Genomic DNA, 14,688 nt, shown 5'->3' with positions numbered 1-14,688 from the left:
ACAGGGGGCCGTTTCTTTTTGCCAGTGCGCCCGATGTTAGTAAACAGTGAGTAATTGTGCGGTGACTTTTCGTCAACAGGTTCCACTACTCCACGTGGATGGAGAACCCCTCCCCGCTGACCACCTGCCCCGAGCGGATCTTGGCGCGCTTGCGCAGCTCCACCTCGCCGTCCACCAGCACCAGACCCTCGGCGATCAGCAGCTTGGCCATGCCGCCCGTCTCCGTGATCCCGCAGTACTTCAGCAGGTCACACAGCGGGATGTACTCGGAGCGCAGTTCGAAATCCACAAGCCCCAACCCTAGATGCCGCGCATCCGCAGCACGTGCAGGGCCAGGGTCAGGTTGAGGCGCAGGTGCGGGTCGTCGGTGAAGTTGCCGAGCAGGCGCTCCAGCTTCCCGATCCGGTAGCGGAGGGTGTTGTAGTGGAAGTGGAGGCGCCGCGCCGTCTCGGCCACGTTCATGTTGGTCTCCAGGAGCACCTGCAGGGTGCGGCGGAGGTCGGCGTTCTCGGCGTCGGCGTCGGCCGCCAGCGGGCCGAGCGTCTCGCGTACGAAGGCGTGCAGCTCCTCCGTGTCGTTGACCAGGGACAGCAGCCGATAGACGCCGAGCTGGTCGAAGTGGGCGACGGCGCCGGGCCCGTGCAGCTGGCGGCCCACCCGGGCCGCCTTCAGCGCCTGCGAGTACGCCTCCGGCAGCGTCTCCGCCCCCGGGCTGGGCCGGGAGGTGCCGGTCGAGAACGTCGCGGGCGGCACGTCGGCGAAGCCCGAGGCCGCGTCCTTGGCGACCCGGGTCGCGTCGATCGAGGCGTCCACCACGGCCACCACCTCGTGCGAGAACCCCGCCACCGCCCCGCGCGGGTCGTGCCGGCGCATCGCCGCCGTCCAGCACGCCACCAGCCGGTCCTGCGCGCTGCGCTCGTCCCCGTCCGGGTCCAGCTCGGCCACCAGTACGGTCACCGGCCGCGCCAGGTCCCACCCGAACGCCCGCGCCCGGGCCGTGACCCGCTCCGCCGTGCCCGCCCGGCCGGTGAGCACGTCGCGCAGGAAGTCGGCGCGGTACTTGCTCTCGACGGCGTTGACCGCCTCCTGCCGGGTGACGACCAGTGCGGCCACGGTCGCGGCGCGTTCGAGGATGCCGACGTCGCTGTCGCGGATCGCCCCGGACGGGCTGTAGGCGACGATCCGCCCGTGGTGGTGGCCCCCGGCCAGCACGGGCACCGAGGCGAACGACCGTACCCGTCCCGAGGTGGACGTACGGGGCGGGCCCTCCAGGGAGATCGACTCGCGCAGGACGGCCACCTGTTCGGCCGGACCCGCGGTGGCCAGCACCCGGCCCGAGCCGTCCACCGCCGCCACCGACACGTCGAGCAGCTGGGCCACCTCGGCGGCCACCTCGTTGAGCCCGCCGCCGGCCAGCACCACCTGCACCAGCGCCCGGTGCGCCTCCTCGGCGCGGGCGAGCACGGCGGCCTGGCGGTTGAGGATGTCGGTCAGCACCTGGTTGAGGATGTCGTCGAACCCGACGTCGTTCGGCAGCAGGATGAGCGGGAAGCCGAGCCGGTCGGCCTGCTCGACCATCTCGTCGGGCAGCTCGTCCACATACCGGCCGAGCTTGATCGCCAACGCCGACAGCCCGCGCTCGTCCAGGTCGGCGACCAGCCGGCCGAGCGACTGCGGCGTGTTGCGCAGCGGGTAGCCGGTGGTCAGCAGCAGCTCGTGCGGCTTGACCCAGGCCAGGATGTCGGGGACCTCCATGACGTTCAGCCGTTGCACGATGCGGCCCAGCCCGCTCTCCCCCGCGATCAGCCTGGCCTCGGCGAGGGTGGAGACGCCGAGCACCTCTCCGACGGAAACGCCGTGAATGATCGTCCCGGTGCTGGCGAGACGGACGGGGGGCTCCATGTGGAGATTGTGACCCCAGAAACCGTCTGTCAGGAAGAGCCAACCTTCCCGCTGACTGTTGGCAAATTTACCCGTACGGAGGGTTCCCCGGCCGTTTTACGGTCAGGTCCAAGGTCGGATGGGAGGTTCGGTGACCGTAAGTACTCATGCGAGGCGTACCCGCATCCACGTCACGGGCGCGGCCAGCACGGCGGTACGCCCCGTCCTGGAGTCGCCGCGCCGCCCCGCGCGGGTGCTCGCCGCGTTCCCGGCAGGGGTCTATCTCGAGGTCAGGACCGACCTGGAGCCTTCGGTGATCGCCGTCATCACGGGGGCGGCCACCCGGTTGCCCAACTCCGTGCTGCTGGCCGGCCCGCTGCCGAGCGTCACGGTGGGTGACGAAGCCTCGGTGGGCGACCGCAACATCGAGCTGGGCCCGCTGAGCCTGGGCGTGCGCCGCTGGTGGGACCCCGCCCCGCCGCTGGGCCGGATCGATCGGGCCCGGCTCGAACAGGCCGCCGCCCGCTTCGGCGACCCGCCACAACCCGGGCTGGCCGGGAACGGCGCCGTCGAGCTGCTGGCCGACAGCTGCGCGAGGGGCTGGCTGCTGGGGGCCGTTACGGCGGCCGAGCGGCTCATGGGCCTGGGGCCCGGCCTGACGCCGAGCGGCGACGACGTCCTGGCGGGCCTGCTGGTGACGCTGCGGCACCTGGGCGCGGCGGCCGGGGCGGAGCGGGCGGTCTGGCTGGCCGACTGGCTGGCGGCGACCGTGACGTTCGACGCGAGGACGCGTACGACGCCCATTTCGGCCACGCTCCTGCACTGCGCGGCCAGGGGCGAGAGCAGCCCCGAGGTGACCGCGGTGCTGCGCGGCATCACGGGCGGGCAGGCCCTCGAACCGGCCCTGCGCCGCCTCCACGGCCTCGGCCACACCTCGGGCTCCGACCTGGCCCAGGGCGTCGCCATCGGCGTGACCGCCGTCCTCGCGCTGAGCGGGCCCCGATGAGCGCCGACACGGTGCTGGTACGGAAGGGCGCGTACGTCGACTCCATCTCCCTGATGCGCATAAGCCGGGCGCTGACCGAGATGTCGGGCGTGGAGGCCGCCATGGTCGCCATGGCCACCGACCTGAACCTCGCCGTCCTCCGCGACCTGGGCTTCACCGTCCCGCAGGCCGGCCCCGGCGACCTCCTGATAGCCGTACGCGCCCGCGACGCCGGCGCGGCCGTCGAGGAGGCCGACCGGCAGCTCGCGAACTTCGACCGCCCGCAGGCGACCACGGCCGACCAGCCCCCGCTCACCACCCGCTCGGCCACCGGCATCCCGGCCGACCTGGTGCTGGTCTCCACCCCGGGCGAGCACGCCTTCGCCGAGGCGCTGGACGCCGTCCAGGCCGGGCTCCCCGTCATGATCTTCAGCGACGGCGTCCCCGTGGCCCAGGAACGGCGGCTCAAGGAGCTCGCGGAGGCCGCGGACGTCCTCGTGATGGGCCCCGACTGCGGCACCGCCGTGATCGGCGGCGTCGGCCTGGGCTTCGCGAACGTCCTCACCCCCGGCCCCGTCGGCGTGGTGGCCGCGTCCGGCACCGGGGCCCAGCAGGTGACGTCCCTGCTCGACTGGGCCGGCACCGGCGTCAGCCACGTGCTCGGCGTGGGCGGCAGGGACCTGTCGGCGGAGGTAGGAGGCCTGTCCACCTTGCGGGCCCTGCGCATGCTGGACGAGGACCCGGCCACCGAGCTGATCGTGCTGATCTCCAAGCCGCCGTCCCCCGAGGTGGCGGCGACCGTACGGGAGGCCGTGGGACGCCTGCGCACGCCGGTGGTGCCCGCGCTGCTCCCCGAGTCCGACCTGACAGAGGCGACCGAGCGGGTCCTGCGCGCGCTCGGCCGGCCGGTGCCCGAGTGGCCCTCCTGGCCCGCGTGGTCGGGCAAGCAGAGCCGGACCAAGGCCATCAAGGGCGTCTATTCCGGCGGGACGCTCAGCACCGAGGCCGCGCTGGTGGCCGGTAAGGGTGAGTTCGTCGACTACGGGGACGACGCCTACACCAGGGGCCGGGCGCATCCCATGATCGACCCGACCCTGCGCGTCGAGGCCTTGGCCCGCGCCCAGGAGACGGACCTGGTGCTCATGGACGTCGTGCTCGGCCACGGCGCCGACCCCGACCCGGCCGCCTCGCTCGCGCACGCCGTCGCCCGCACCCCCGCCACCGTCGTGATCGCACTCATCGGCACCGAAGGCGACCCCCAGGACCTGCACCGCCAGGCCGCCGCCTTCCGGGAGGCGGGCGCGGCCGTCTTCACCTCCAACGCCCAGGCCGCCCGGCACGCCAGGAGCCTCATATGAGCCCGCTGTCCGTCCCGTCCCGCGTCATCACGGTGGGCGCGGGCCTGCTCGACGAGGCGCTCAGGGCGCAGGCCGTCGAGACGACGCCGGTGTCCTGGCGCCCGCCGCTGCCCGGCACCGCCGAGGCCCTGGCCGCGGTGCTCGCCGACCCGCGCAGGCAGGCCGCGAACGAGCTGGCCGTGAGCAGGCTGACCTCCGCCCGCCCGCACCTGGTGGGGGTGCGCCGGGCCTCGGAGGTGCTGGCGGCGGGCACGTTCCTGCACGCGGGCCCGCCCATCACGTGGGAGCGCGCGTCGGGCCCGATGCGCGGCGCGCTGATCGGCGCGATGCTGCTGGAGGGCCTGGCGGGCGACGAGCACGAGGCCGGGCGCAGGCTGGCGGCGGGCGAGATCGCGCTGCGACCGTGCCACGAGCACGCCACCGTGGGCCCGATGGCGGGCGTGGTCAGCCCGTCCATGTGGCTGTTCGAGGTACGCGACGACGAGCACGGCGGCACCGCGTACTGCTCGCTGAACGAGGGCCTGGGCAAGGTGCTCCGGTACGGCGCCTACGGGCCCGAGGTGCTGGAGCGGCTGCGCTGGATGGACGCGGTGCTCGGCCCGGCCCTCGCGGCGACGCTGGAGCGCACGGGGCCGATCGACCTGCGCTCGCTGATGGCGCAGGCCCTGCAGATGGGCGACGAGCTGCACAACCGCAACCGCGCCGCCACCTCGCTCCTGCTGCGCGAGCTGGCCCCGGCCGTGGTCGAGGCCGCCCCGGGCGCGGCCGCGGAGGTGCTGCGCTTCATCAACGGCAACGACCACTTCTTCCTGAACGCCGGCATGGCCGCCGCCAAGGTCAGCACGGACGCGGCCCGCGACGTGCCCGGCTCGTCCATGGTCGTCGCCATGGCCAGGAACGGCACCGACTTCGGCGTCCAGGTCTCGGGGCTGGGCGGGCGGTGGTTCACGGGACCGGCCGGCGTGCCCGACGGGCTCTATCTCGGCTCGTACGGGCCGGACGACGCGAACCCCGACATCGGCGACTCCACGATCACGGAGACCTCGGGGCTGGGCGGGTTCGCGATGGCGGCGGCGCCGGCCATCGTGCGTTTCGTGGGCGGCGAGGTGTCCGACGCGGTGCGGGCCACCCGTTCCATGTACGAGATCACGCTCGCCGAGCACCCGGGGTACCAGATTCCGGGCCTCGGCTTCCGCGGCACGCCGGTCGGCATCGATGTAGCTCTCGTCGCGAGAACGGGCCTGCTGCCCGTGGTCAACACCGGCATCGCGGGCCGCGTCGCGGGAACCGGTCAAGTAGGAGCAGGCCTGGTCAAACCCCCTGTAGAGGCATTCACTACTGCATTGATCGCATTGGCGGAACAAGCCATCTGAATGGCGATATTTCCCCAGGTCAAAGCTTTTGTAAGGATGCTCCAGCTTCCCTTGCGCATGCCCCGCCGATATTGTAACGAACCACTTTAAATTGCTCGTAGCGCGGGATGGGGGCGGGATCATGGCAGCCGACCGCTTGCTCAGCGGCCCCGGCGCGGAAGGGGGCGCCCCGAGCGGCGCCCCCCAGAGCCAGGGCCGTCTGATCGGCCGGCGTTACCGGCTCATGTCACCTGTCGGCAGGGGCGGCATGGGCATGGTGTGGCACGCCCACGACGTCCTGCTCGACCGGGACGTGGCGGTCAAGGAGCTGATCCTCCCGTACGGGCTCGACCACTCGGGCATGCAGGGAGCCCACCGGCGCGTGCTGCGCGAGGCCAGGTCGGCCGCGCGGCTGACGCATCCCGGCATCGTCACCGTCCACGACGTGGTCGAGGAGGACGGCCGCCCGTGGATCGTGATGGAGCTGGTCCGCGCGTGGTCCCTGGAGCAGGCCGTACGCCAGAGCGGGCCGCTGCCGGTGCTGCAGGCGGCCGAGATCGGCATCCGGGTGCTCGACGCGCTCAGGCACGCGCACTCCGCGGGGATCCTGCACCGTGACATCAAGCCCGGCAACGTGCTGCTGACCCAGGACCGGGTGGTGCTGACCGACTTCGGCATCGCGGCCATCGAGGGCGACGTGGCGATCACGCAGACCGGGCTGCTCATGGGGTCGCCCGCGTACATCCCGCCGGAGCGCCTGTCCGGGCAGCCGATCACGCAGGCGGCCGACCTGTGGTCGTTCGGCGCGACGCTGTACGCCGCCCTCGAGGGGCGGCCGCCGTACGAGGGGCCCGACCCGGTGGCGGTGCTCGGCGCGGTGCTCACGCAGGAGCCGATCGCGCCCCAGCGGGCCGGCTCGCTGATGCCGGTGGTCGAGGGCCTGCTGCGCAAGGACCCAGCCCAGCGGCTGACCTCCGACCAGGTCATCGAGATGCTGGAGGCGGTGCTGCGCGCGCACGGCTCCGTCCGCCCGCGCCCGGCCGAGTCGCTGCCCACCGCCGGGCCCGCCCCGGGGGACATGCCGGCCTCCGGGCTGCTGGACTCCCCGTCGGGGCCGATGCCGTCGCGGATCGTGGAGACGCCCTCGGGTCCGATACGCGTGCCGTACGACCCGATGAGCAGCCCGTCCGGCGGTCACTCGATGCCGTTCGACGGCCTGACGAGCCCCTCCGGCAGCCACCGGACCGACCAGCTGGTGCCGCCGCCGCCCGAGTTCGGCGGTCCCTCGGGGGCGCAGCCCGCTTTCGGCATGCCCTCGGGTCCGCACCGGGCTCCCAGGGGCCGCGGCGACGAGTCCGGCCCGCAGCCGGCGCCGATCCTGCCGCTGACCACGGACAGCCGTACGTCGTCCGCCGCCACGCCGTGGCCGCTGGCCTCCGCCGAGGACCTGCGCGAGCAGTCGCGCGACCTGTCCCGCGACCTCGGCCACAACCGCCTGGCCACGCTGCCCAGCACGGCGCCGCGCACCGGCAAGAGCCGGCGCAGGCCCGACGAGGACGACGGGATATGGGTGCGCCGCGGGCGGCCGACGCCGCTCACGATCATCAGCACGATCGTGGCGGTGGCCGCCGTCGTGGGCGCCGTCATGCTCCTCATGCCGGGCGGGTCGCCGTCCCCGCAGACGGCCACGTCACAGGCCGCGACGTCCTCACCCGCCAAACCCGGGAACGCCGAGCCCTCGGCGATACCGTCGGGCTACACCGAGCACGGCACGGCCGGGTTCGCCGCCGCCGTGCCCGCGAGCTGGAAGCCTTCGACGTCGGGCGGGGTGACCACGTTCAGCGGGCCGAAGGACTCCGGCATGCGGATCATGGTGCAGAAGGTGAGCCCGCAGACCGACGGAGGGCTGTCCGAGCTGGGCCGCCAGGAGGCCAAGGGCGGCGTGGAGGGCTACATCCAGGTGCAGCTCCAGGCCGCCGACTACCGCGGCTGGCAGGCCGCCGACTGGGAGTACACCTACACCACGGCCAGCGGCGTGCCCATGCACGCGCTCACCCGGTACGTCACGATCGACGACATCACCGCGTACAAGATCACCTTCGACCTGCCCGAGCTCAAGTGGGACGACCAGGCGGAGACCCGCAAGGTATTCCTGGACACGTTCCGGCGGGATGGCTGACGTATTGCACCATTCAGTCCAAAACGGGTAATGTTCGAGATGTGGGGCGACCGAGGAAGTTCGAGGAGGAACGCGCCGTCGAGGCCGCGATGCGCGCGTTCTGGTCCGCGGGCTTCGAGGCCACCTCGACGGCGGACCTGTGCGCGGCCACCGGACTCGGGCGCAGCAGCATCTACAACACCTTCGCCAGCAAGCACGACCTGTTCGTGAAGGCCCTGACCCGCTACATGGACCAGCGCAACGCCACGCTCGCCGAGACGCTGGACGCCGACCTGCCGCTCAAGGAGAAGATCAGGACCGTCCTGTGGTGGGCCGTCGACCCCGAGCCCGGCGAGCCGCCCGGCTGCCTGGTGGTCAACTCGATGACCGAGCTGGCCCCGCACGACCCGGAGATCGCCGAGCTGCTGCGGCGCGACAACGACCGGCGCCGGCAGATGGTCCGGGCCGCCATCGAGACCGGCCGCTCGCGGGGCGAGCTCGACCCGGACAGGGACCCGCTCGCGCTGGCGCACTTCGTCTTCGCCACCGTCAGCGGCCTGCGCGTGGCCGCGCGGGGCGGGACGGACCGGGACGGGCTCGAGTCGATCGCGAAAACCGCCCTGGGCGTTTTCTGATCTTTTTTTACGCCCTCATTTTGAACTGACCAATCCAAAAAGGAGAAACACCATGCCCTTGGCCATCTACATATTGGGGCTTTCGATCTTCGCTCAAGGCACTTCGGAGCTCATGCTGGCCGGGCTGATCCCGGAGATGGCCGCCGACCTGCGGGTGTCCGTGCCAGAGGCGGGGCTGCTGATCTCGGCGTTCGCCATGGGAATGCTGGTGGGGGCGCCGGTGCTGGCCGTCCTCACGATGCGCTGGCCACGGCGTACGGCGCTGCTGACGTTCATGGCGGTCTTCGTCCTGTCGCACGTCGCGGGCGCGCTGACGTCGAGCTACACCGTGGTGTTCGCCACCCGCGTCGTGGGCGCGTTCGTGTACGCGGGCTTCTGGGCCGTGGCGGCGAGCACGGCGGTCGGCCTGGTGCCCGCCAACGCCCGCGGAAAGGCGATGAGCGTGCTCGCCGGCGGCCTGACGGTCGCCACCATCGTCGGGCTGTCGCTGGGCACGGTCATCGGCCAGCACCTCGGCTGGCGGGCCGCGTTCTGGGCGGTCGCGGCGCTGTCGGCGCTGGCCGGAGCGGGCGTGCTCAGCACCATCCCGGGCGGCCGCCCGGAGGCCGGCGCGACCCCGCGCGTCTCCGACGAGCTGCGCTCCATGATCAACCCCAGGCTCTGGCTCGCGTACGGCACGACCGCGCTGACCACGGGAGCCCTGCTGGCCTCCTTCAGCTACCTGAGCGTGCTGCTGGTCGGCACCACGGGCCTGGATCCCGCCTGGGTGCCCGCGGTCCTGGCGCTCTACGGCGTCGGCTCGCTGATCGGAATCACCATCGGCGGCCGGACCGCCGACGCGCGGCCGTTCCCGTCCCTCTACCTCGGCGTCGCCGGCCTGATCGTCTGCTCGGTGGCGCTGGCCCTGACCGCGTCCGTCCCCGTGACGGCCATCGCGCTGATCTTCCTGCTCGGCGCGTTCGGCTTCGGCATGAACCCCGCCCTGAACACCCGCGTCTTCTCCCTGGCCAAGGACGCCCCCACCCTGGCCGCCGCGGTGAACGTCTCCTCCTTCAACGTCGGCATCACCGTCGGCCCCTGGCTCGGCGGGCTGGCCATCGGCGCGGGCCTCGGCTACCCGTCCGTCGCCTGGATCGGGGCCGCGATCGGCGTGCTCGCCCTGGCCACCGTGGCCGTGGCGGGCGTTCTGCACCGCTCGCCGGCGCCGGAGCGCGGTGGGGTACCTTCGGCCGTGTCAACGACCACCGGTTGAGGCCGGTGGCTTGCTCTCACGGCCCCGTCTGGCTGAAGGGAGGCCGGTAGCGTGTGGCTGGTTGACAGCAGCCCAGCCCGCAGCGCCGCGTGCGGCGATGTTGCGGGCCGCGATGTGATCGGCGTGCCCAGCGAGGCCACACCCAGTGCAGACGAACCGACCCCGCGTCGGCCTATTCGCCTTACTCATACACCCGCACTCTGGACAGCGCTGAGAGGTGTGTGCGGGGTCGACCAGTACGAAAGCGACCCCGGCCCGCGCGGCTTTGTAACGGGTGAATGCCATCTGCTGAGCAAACGCCCAGCTGTGCAGGGTGCGCCGCTGGAACCGATGAGCCCTTACCCGCCCGCGGATGCCCTGCAGATCCTCCAAGGCGATCCCGCGGCCGGTGCGTTCGGCTTCGCGCACCACGTGTTTCGAAAGCTGATGGTTGAGGTCGGTCATCATCCGATGCTCACGCCCGGCCAAGCGACGCAGGACCCGCCGCGCCGCACTCGTGCCCTTCCTCTGCAACCGTTGGCGTTGCCGATGCCGCCGCTCCCGCAGCGTACGGACGTGGCCGTTGCCGGTGATCGGCCCGGCCAGGGCGGAGCCGGGGAGCACGGCCCCGTCTGACGTGACCGCCAGGTTCGCCACCCCTTGATCCACCCCTAGAAAGCCGTGAACCGGCTCACGCGTCCGGGGCTTGGGCAAGGTGATGGCAACTTGCAGCAGCCATACGCCGCGCCGACAGATCAGGTCGGCCTCCCCGAGAGGCAGCGCGTTGACAGCCTGGAGGTCCTCTGGCCGACCTGTGTATGGCACGGCCACACGTCCCGTGGAGGTCCACAGCGACACGGTCCGGGCTTCACGGGACCAGCTCATCAGGCGCGCGTCGTACGGGATGGCGCCGTGCCGGCGGAAGGTGTGGGCCCGTTTCTTGGTGGCTCGCCGGTTGCCGTAGGCACCGGCCACCCGGGCTATCGCCCGCACCGCCGCCTGCGCGCCCAGCCCGGCGAACTGCGCACGCGCGGAATGGTAGGCCAGCCGATGCAACTGGAGGACGGTGAAGGTACGGTGCTGCCAAGCCAGACGGGAAACAAAGGTGGCCGCCTGATTACAGACCAGCACCGTCGCAGTCAGGGCGTCAGCCTGAGCAGGTGTAGGCATGAGCCGCAACTGCACCACCGACGGCAGGCCTGCCAGCTTGGCCGTGGAGCGGCGGACCGCCATTACACACTCCCTGTCGTGGAAGAGTCACTCACCGCGAACACTATCGAGCGTTACTAAGGCTTTCCATACTGTTTTCGAAAGGAGGAGTGGCGCTCCCTCCCCATCCTGAAAGACCAGGGTGTCCGCGCCACAGCTCAGATGAATTTGGCGAGCATCCACTTTTACCCCGTCAAGTCCACCGCGGGGCACCAGGTCCACGAGGCCGAGGTGCAGCCGTGGGGGCTCGCCGACGACCGCCGCTACCTGATCACCGACGAGCACGGCGAGCTCCTGACCGCCCGTCAGGAGCCCCGCCTGCTGGCCTGCGTGGCCCGGGTCGACGGCGGTTCGCTCACGCTGACCGGCCCGCACGCCGCCCCGCTGCGGGTCACGGCGACCGCCGTCATGTCCACGGTCAGCGTGGGCCGCACCCCCGTGGAGCTCACCGACTGCGGCGACGACGCGGCGGGCTGGCTGTCCGGGCTGGTGGGCCGGCCCGTCCGGCTCAGGTGGCTCGACGACCCGACCCGCCGGCCGGTCAATCCGGAGTACGGGCGGCCGGACGACCGGGTGAGCCTGGCCGACGGCTATCCGCTGCTGCTCACGTCCAGCGCCTCGCTCGCCCTGCTCAACGACTGGATCGTGGAGACCGCGCTGGAGCGCGGCGAGGAGGCGCCGGAGCCGCTGCCCATGCACCGGTTCCGGCCGAACGTGGTGATCGACGGCGTCGGCACGCCGTTCGCGGAGGACGAGTGGAAGCGGGTACGCATCGGCGCGGTCGACTTCCGGGTGAGCAAGCGGTGCGACCGGTGCGTGCTGACCACGATCGACACGTCCACGTACACGAAGGGCAAGGAGCCCATCAGGACGCTTTCGCGGCACCGCAGGTGGGACGGCAAGGTGTGGTTCGGCATCAACCTGATCCCGGACATGCCCGGACGCATCGCCCAGGGAGATTCAGTCACCATTCACTGAAATATCGCCCTTTGGGGTGATGTCAGGGGCTATGCGAGACTTCACGAGTGACCAGTGCCCCCACAACGCCCACTGTCTCGTCCTCTGACCGAATTCGCGGCGTCCAGCGCCGCACCTTGACCGTCCTGTCCGCGACGCAGATCGTGAGCGGGGTGGGGGTCGCCGTCGGGCTCGCGCTGAGCTCGGTGGTCGTGGACGAGCTCTCGGGCTCCACGGTGATCAGCGGCTTCGCGGGCACCGCGACCGTGCTCGGCGCGGCGCTGCTGGCCCTGCCCACGGCCAAGGCGTCGGGCAGCGGCGGCCGCCGGGCGGGCCTGTCGCTGGCGTACGCGGCGGCGCTGGCGGGCTGCCTGATCTCGGCGCTCGCGATCAGCCTGCGTACATGGCCGCTGCTGCTGGCGGGCCTGGTGCTGGTGGGCGGCGGGAGCGCGGGCAGCCTGGCCGCGCGTTACTCGGCCACGGACCTGGCGCCCAAGGGCCGCTCGGCCAGGCACCTGTCACTGGTCGTCTGGGCCGCCACGATCGGCTCCGTGGCCGGCCCGAACCTGGCCAAGCCCACCGACCAGATCGGCATGCGGCTGGGGCTGGTGGAGAAGGCGGGGCCGTTCGTGTTCGCGGCGCTGGCGTTCGCGGTGGCGCTGGCCCTGATCTTCTGCCTGCTGCGCCCCGACCCGCTCACGCTGGCCCGCTCCCTGAGCGAGGGCACGGACACCGGCCGCGGCCCCAAGGGGACGATCCGCACCGCCTGGCAGACCCTCCGCACCACCCCGACGGCCCGCCGCGCCCTCGTCATGATCGCGGTGAGCCACACGGCGATGGTGTCCGTCATGTCCATGACCCCGGTCAAACTCCACCATGACGGTTCGAACCTGGACGTCATCGGCCTCGTGATCAGCCTGCACATCGCGGGCATGTACGTGCTGTCGCCGGTGGTGGGCTGGCTGGCCGACAAGGCGGGCAAGGTGCCGGTGCTCGTGCTCGGCATGGCCCTGCTGCTGAGCGCCGCCACGCTCGCCGGCACGGCCGGGCATGCGATCTGGCAGGTGACGGCCGCGCTGGTGCTGCTCGGCCTCGGCTGGTCGTGCGGGCTGGTGGCGGGCTCCGCCCTGGTCACGGAGTCCGTCCCGCTCGAACGCCGTCCCGCCGTCCAGGGGCTCTCGGACCTGCTGATGAACGTCTGCGGCGCCACGGGCACGATCGTCGCGGGCGCCATCGTGGGGATGCTCGGCTACGGCGTGCTCGGCCTGGTCGTGGGCATCATGGTGGCGCTCGCGGGCATCTGGCTGACCATCACCTGGCGCGCCGACCGCTCTTAGGCACTCGACGCGGCCGTCACTTCGCGTCGGCGTAGGACGAGACCGCCACCGCCTCCATGGGAAAGCGCACCGGCGTCGCCCCGAACAGCAGCCGGGTGGCCTCGACCGCGGCCGACGACACCGCGGCGATCACCTCCTCCGCCTGCTCCGCCGGGCAGTGCACCATCACCTCGTCGTGCTGGAAGAACACCAGCCGCGCCGGCTCCGGCAGCAGCCCGCGCAGCACCGCCATCAGCGCCAGCGCCCACTCGGCCGCCGTGGCCTGCACCACGAAGTTGCGCGTGAACCGCCCCCGGTCCCGGGCCGCCCGCGTGCCCTCCGGCCCCGACACCAGCTCCTTCCACCTCGGCGAGGGCGGCGGGCTGGTGCGCCCGAGCCAGGAGCGCACGAGCCGCCCCTCCTCCCCGTCCTTGGCCGCGTCCTCCACGAACTGGTAAGCCCTGGGGAAGCGCTGCCGCATCACCGCCAGCAGCTTGGGCGCGTCACCGCTGGTGCCGCCGTACATGGCGGACAGCATCGCGATCTTGGCCTTGTCACGCTCGCCGCCGAACGACTGCGCCAGCGCCGAGTACAGGTCGATCTCCCCGGCGGCCCTGGCCAGCCCCACGTCGCCGGCCATCGCGGCCAGCACCCGCGGCTCCAGCTGGGCGGCGTCGGCGACGACCAGCACCCACCCCTCGTCGGCCACCACCACCCGGCGCATCACCTTGGGGATCTGCAGCGCCCCGCCGCCGCTGGTGGCCCAGCGCCCGGACACCACGCCGCCCACCACGTACTCGGGCCGGAAACGCCCGCCCCGCACCCACTGGTCGGCCCACACCCACCCGTGGAAGCTGTACAGCCGGGCCAGCTCCTTGTAGGCCAGCAACGGCTTCACGGCGGGGTGGTCGATCTGCTTGAGCTCCCACGACCGGGTGGTCTTCAACGCCACCCCCGCCCCCTTGAACGCCTTGACGAGCTGCTGCACCGAGTCGGGATTGACCGGCTGGCCGAGGGCCGCGGTCACCTCGTCGGCCAGCGCCTGCAGCTTGGCCGGGCGCATGCCGTGGACGGGCCGCGGCCCGAGCAGCTCGGTCAGCAGCTCGTCGTGCACGTCGCGCCGCCAGGGCATGCCGTCGTACGACATCTCGGCCGCGATGAGCGCCCCCGCCGACTCGGCCGCCACCAGCAGCCGGAACCTGCCCGGCTCGGGCAGCGCCTCGATCCGGCGCAGCTGGTCGGCCAGCACCTCCGCCACGGCCTCGGCCGCGAGCGGCTCGGGCGCGAACAGCGTGCCGGGCGCGCTCGGCTGCTCCTCCGGCACCGGCAGCCCGTGCAGCCGGGCGTGGGCGGCCCGGGCCGAGCGGCTCTCGCCGTAGCGGCCCTCGTACGCCAGCAGCAGCCCCTCGGTGAGCGCGACGTCGTGGCAGCGCGAGACCCGCGCGCCCGCGCTCAGCAGGTCGGGATAGACCTCCCGCGCGTCGGCCCACACCCACCGCGGGCGCTCGGCCTCCTCCAGCTCGCGTACGGCCCCCGCCAGATCGGCGGGACGCCGAGCCGAGCCGCCCACGGGCAGCAGCGTCTCTCCTGCGACCACGACATGCAC

General features: G+C 72.3%; 12 protein-coding genes. 8 read left to right on the top strand and 4 right to left on the bottom strand.

Translation table 11 applies throughout. The features are described from left to right. Positions 1-85 precede the first annotated feature (85 nt). Positions 86-289: an RNA-binding S4 domain-containing protein gene (locus ABZX61_RS14555; RefSeq protein WP_350722619.1), complete on the bottom strand. Its 204-nt coding sequence runs from the start codon at positions 287-289 to the stop codon at positions 86-88. Between the two features lie 11 nt (positions 290-300). Further along, a complete protein-coding gene (locus ABZX61_RS14550) occupies positions 301-1,902 on the bottom strand; it encodes a PucR family transcriptional regulator ligand-binding domain-containing protein (protein ID WP_355194606.1) in 1,602 nt (533 codons plus the stop codon). A 130-nt stretch (positions 1,903-2,032) separates the two neighbouring features. Between ABZX61_RS14550 and ABZX61_RS14545 the strand changes: the two genes are divergently transcribed. The 6 genes from ABZX61_RS14545 (at position 2,033) to ABZX61_RS14520 (ending at position 9,621) form a co-directional block, all read left to right on the top strand. Further along, the gene (locus ABZX61_RS14545; protein WP_355194604.1) at positions 2,033-2,887 is read left to right on the top strand and encodes a DUF2877 domain-containing protein; all 855 of its coding nucleotides are present in this window, start codon (positions 2,033-2,035) and stop codon (positions 2,885-2,887) included. Continuing rightward, positions 2,884-4,224: an FdrA family protein gene (locus ABZX61_RS14540; protein ID WP_355194602.1), complete on the top strand. Its 1,341-nt coding sequence runs from the start codon at positions 2,884-2,886 to the stop codon at positions 4,222-4,224. Before ABZX61_RS14545 ends, ABZX61_RS14540 begins: the two co-directional genes overlap by 4 nt. Beyond that, complete coding sequence (locus ABZX61_RS14535; RefSeq protein ID WP_355194600.1) at positions 4,221-5,597, top strand: DUF1116 domain-containing protein; 1,377 nt, start codon at positions 4,221-4,223, stop codon at positions 5,595-5,597. The genes ABZX61_RS14540 and ABZX61_RS14535 overlap by 4 nt, the downstream gene beginning before the upstream one ends. Before the next feature lie 121 nt (positions 5,598-5,718). Further along, a complete protein-coding gene (locus ABZX61_RS14530; protein ID WP_355194598.1) occupies positions 5,719-7,755 on the top strand; it encodes a protein kinase in 2,037 nt (678 codons plus the stop codon). A gap of 41 nt (positions 7,756-7,796) precedes the next feature. Continuing rightward, positions 7,797-8,369 carry a TetR/AcrR family transcriptional regulator gene (locus ABZX61_RS14525; protein ID WP_350722631.1) on the top strand — a complete coding sequence of 191 codons (573 nt, stop codon included), beginning with the start codon at positions 7,797-7,799 and terminating at the stop codon, positions 8,367-8,369. A gap of 52 nt (positions 8,370-8,421) precedes the next feature. Beyond that, complete coding sequence (locus ABZX61_RS14520; RefSeq protein WP_355194596.1) at positions 8,422-9,621, top strand: Cmx/CmrA family chloramphenicol efflux MFS transporter; 1,200 nt, start codon at positions 8,422-8,424, stop codon at positions 9,619-9,621. Here the strand turns inward: ABZX61_RS14520 and ABZX61_RS14515 are convergent. Then, positions 9,604-10,833: a transposase gene (locus ABZX61_RS14515; RefSeq protein ID WP_355194594.1), complete on the bottom strand. Its 1,230-nt coding sequence runs from the start codon at positions 10,831-10,833 to the stop codon at positions 9,604-9,606. The genes ABZX61_RS14520 and ABZX61_RS14515 overlap by 18 nt on opposite strands. Before the next feature lie 138 nt (positions 10,834-10,971). Between ABZX61_RS14515 and ABZX61_RS14510 the strand changes: the two genes are divergently transcribed. After that, the gene (locus ABZX61_RS14510) at positions 10,972-11,787 is read left to right on the top strand and encodes an MOSC N-terminal beta barrel domain-containing protein (protein WP_355194592.1); all 816 of its coding nucleotides are present in this window, start codon (positions 10,972-10,974) and stop codon (positions 11,785-11,787) included. Between the two features lie 116 nt (positions 11,788-11,903). Further along, positions 11,904-13,103, top strand: a complete 1,200-nt coding sequence (locus ABZX61_RS14505; RefSeq protein WP_355194590.1) for an MFS transporter — start codon at positions 11,904-11,906, stop codon at positions 13,101-13,103. A gap of 16 nt (positions 13,104-13,119) precedes the next feature. Here the strand turns inward: ABZX61_RS14505 and ABZX61_RS14500 are convergent, their stop codons facing one another. Continuing rightward, on the bottom strand, positions 13,120-14,688 hold the full coding sequence (locus ABZX61_RS14500) for a bifunctional 3'-5' exonuclease/DNA polymerase (RefSeq protein WP_355194588.1): 1,569 nt from the start codon (positions 14,686-14,688) through the stop codon (positions 13,120-13,122).

The sequence above is a fragment of the Nonomuraea sp. NPDC003709 genome (assembly GCF_040610775.1).
In the GTDB taxonomy this organism is placed as follows: Bacteria; Actinomycetota; Actinomycetes; order Streptosporangiales; family Streptosporangiaceae; genus Nonomuraea; species Nonomuraea angiospora_A.
Note: the sequence above shows the minus strand (reverse complement) of the source record. Positions and strands in the feature narration are given on the sequence as shown.

Bases quoted from the DNA above. Each gene is read 5' to 3' on its own strand.
- ABZX61_RS14550 (WP_355194606.1), bottom strand. From the start codon at position 1,902: ATGGAGCCCCCCGTCCGTCTCGCCAGCACCGGGACGATCATTCACGGC.
- ABZX61_RS14520 (WP_355194596.1), top strand. From the start codon at position 8,422: ATGCCCTTGGCCATCTACATATTGGGGCTTTCGATCTTCGCTCAAGGC.
- ABZX61_RS14535 (WP_355194600.1), top strand. From the start codon at position 4,221: ATGAGCCCGCTGTCCGTCCCGTCCCGCGTCATCACGGTGGGCGCGGGC.
- ABZX61_RS14510 (WP_355194592.1), top strand. From the start codon at position 10,972: ATGAATTTGGCGAGCATCCACTTTTACCCCGTCAAGTCCACCGCGGGG.
- ABZX61_RS14515 (WP_355194594.1), bottom strand. From the start codon at position 10,833: ATGGCGGTCCGCCGCTCCACGGCCAAGCTGGCAGGCCTGCCGTCGGTG.
- ABZX61_RS14540 (WP_355194602.1), top strand. From the start codon at position 2,884: ATGAGCGCCGACACGGTGCTGGTACGGAAGGGCGCGTACGTCGACTCC.
- ABZX61_RS14530 (WP_355194598.1), top strand. From the start codon at position 5,719: ATGGCAGCCGACCGCTTGCTCAGCGGCCCCGGCGCGGAAGGGGGCGCC.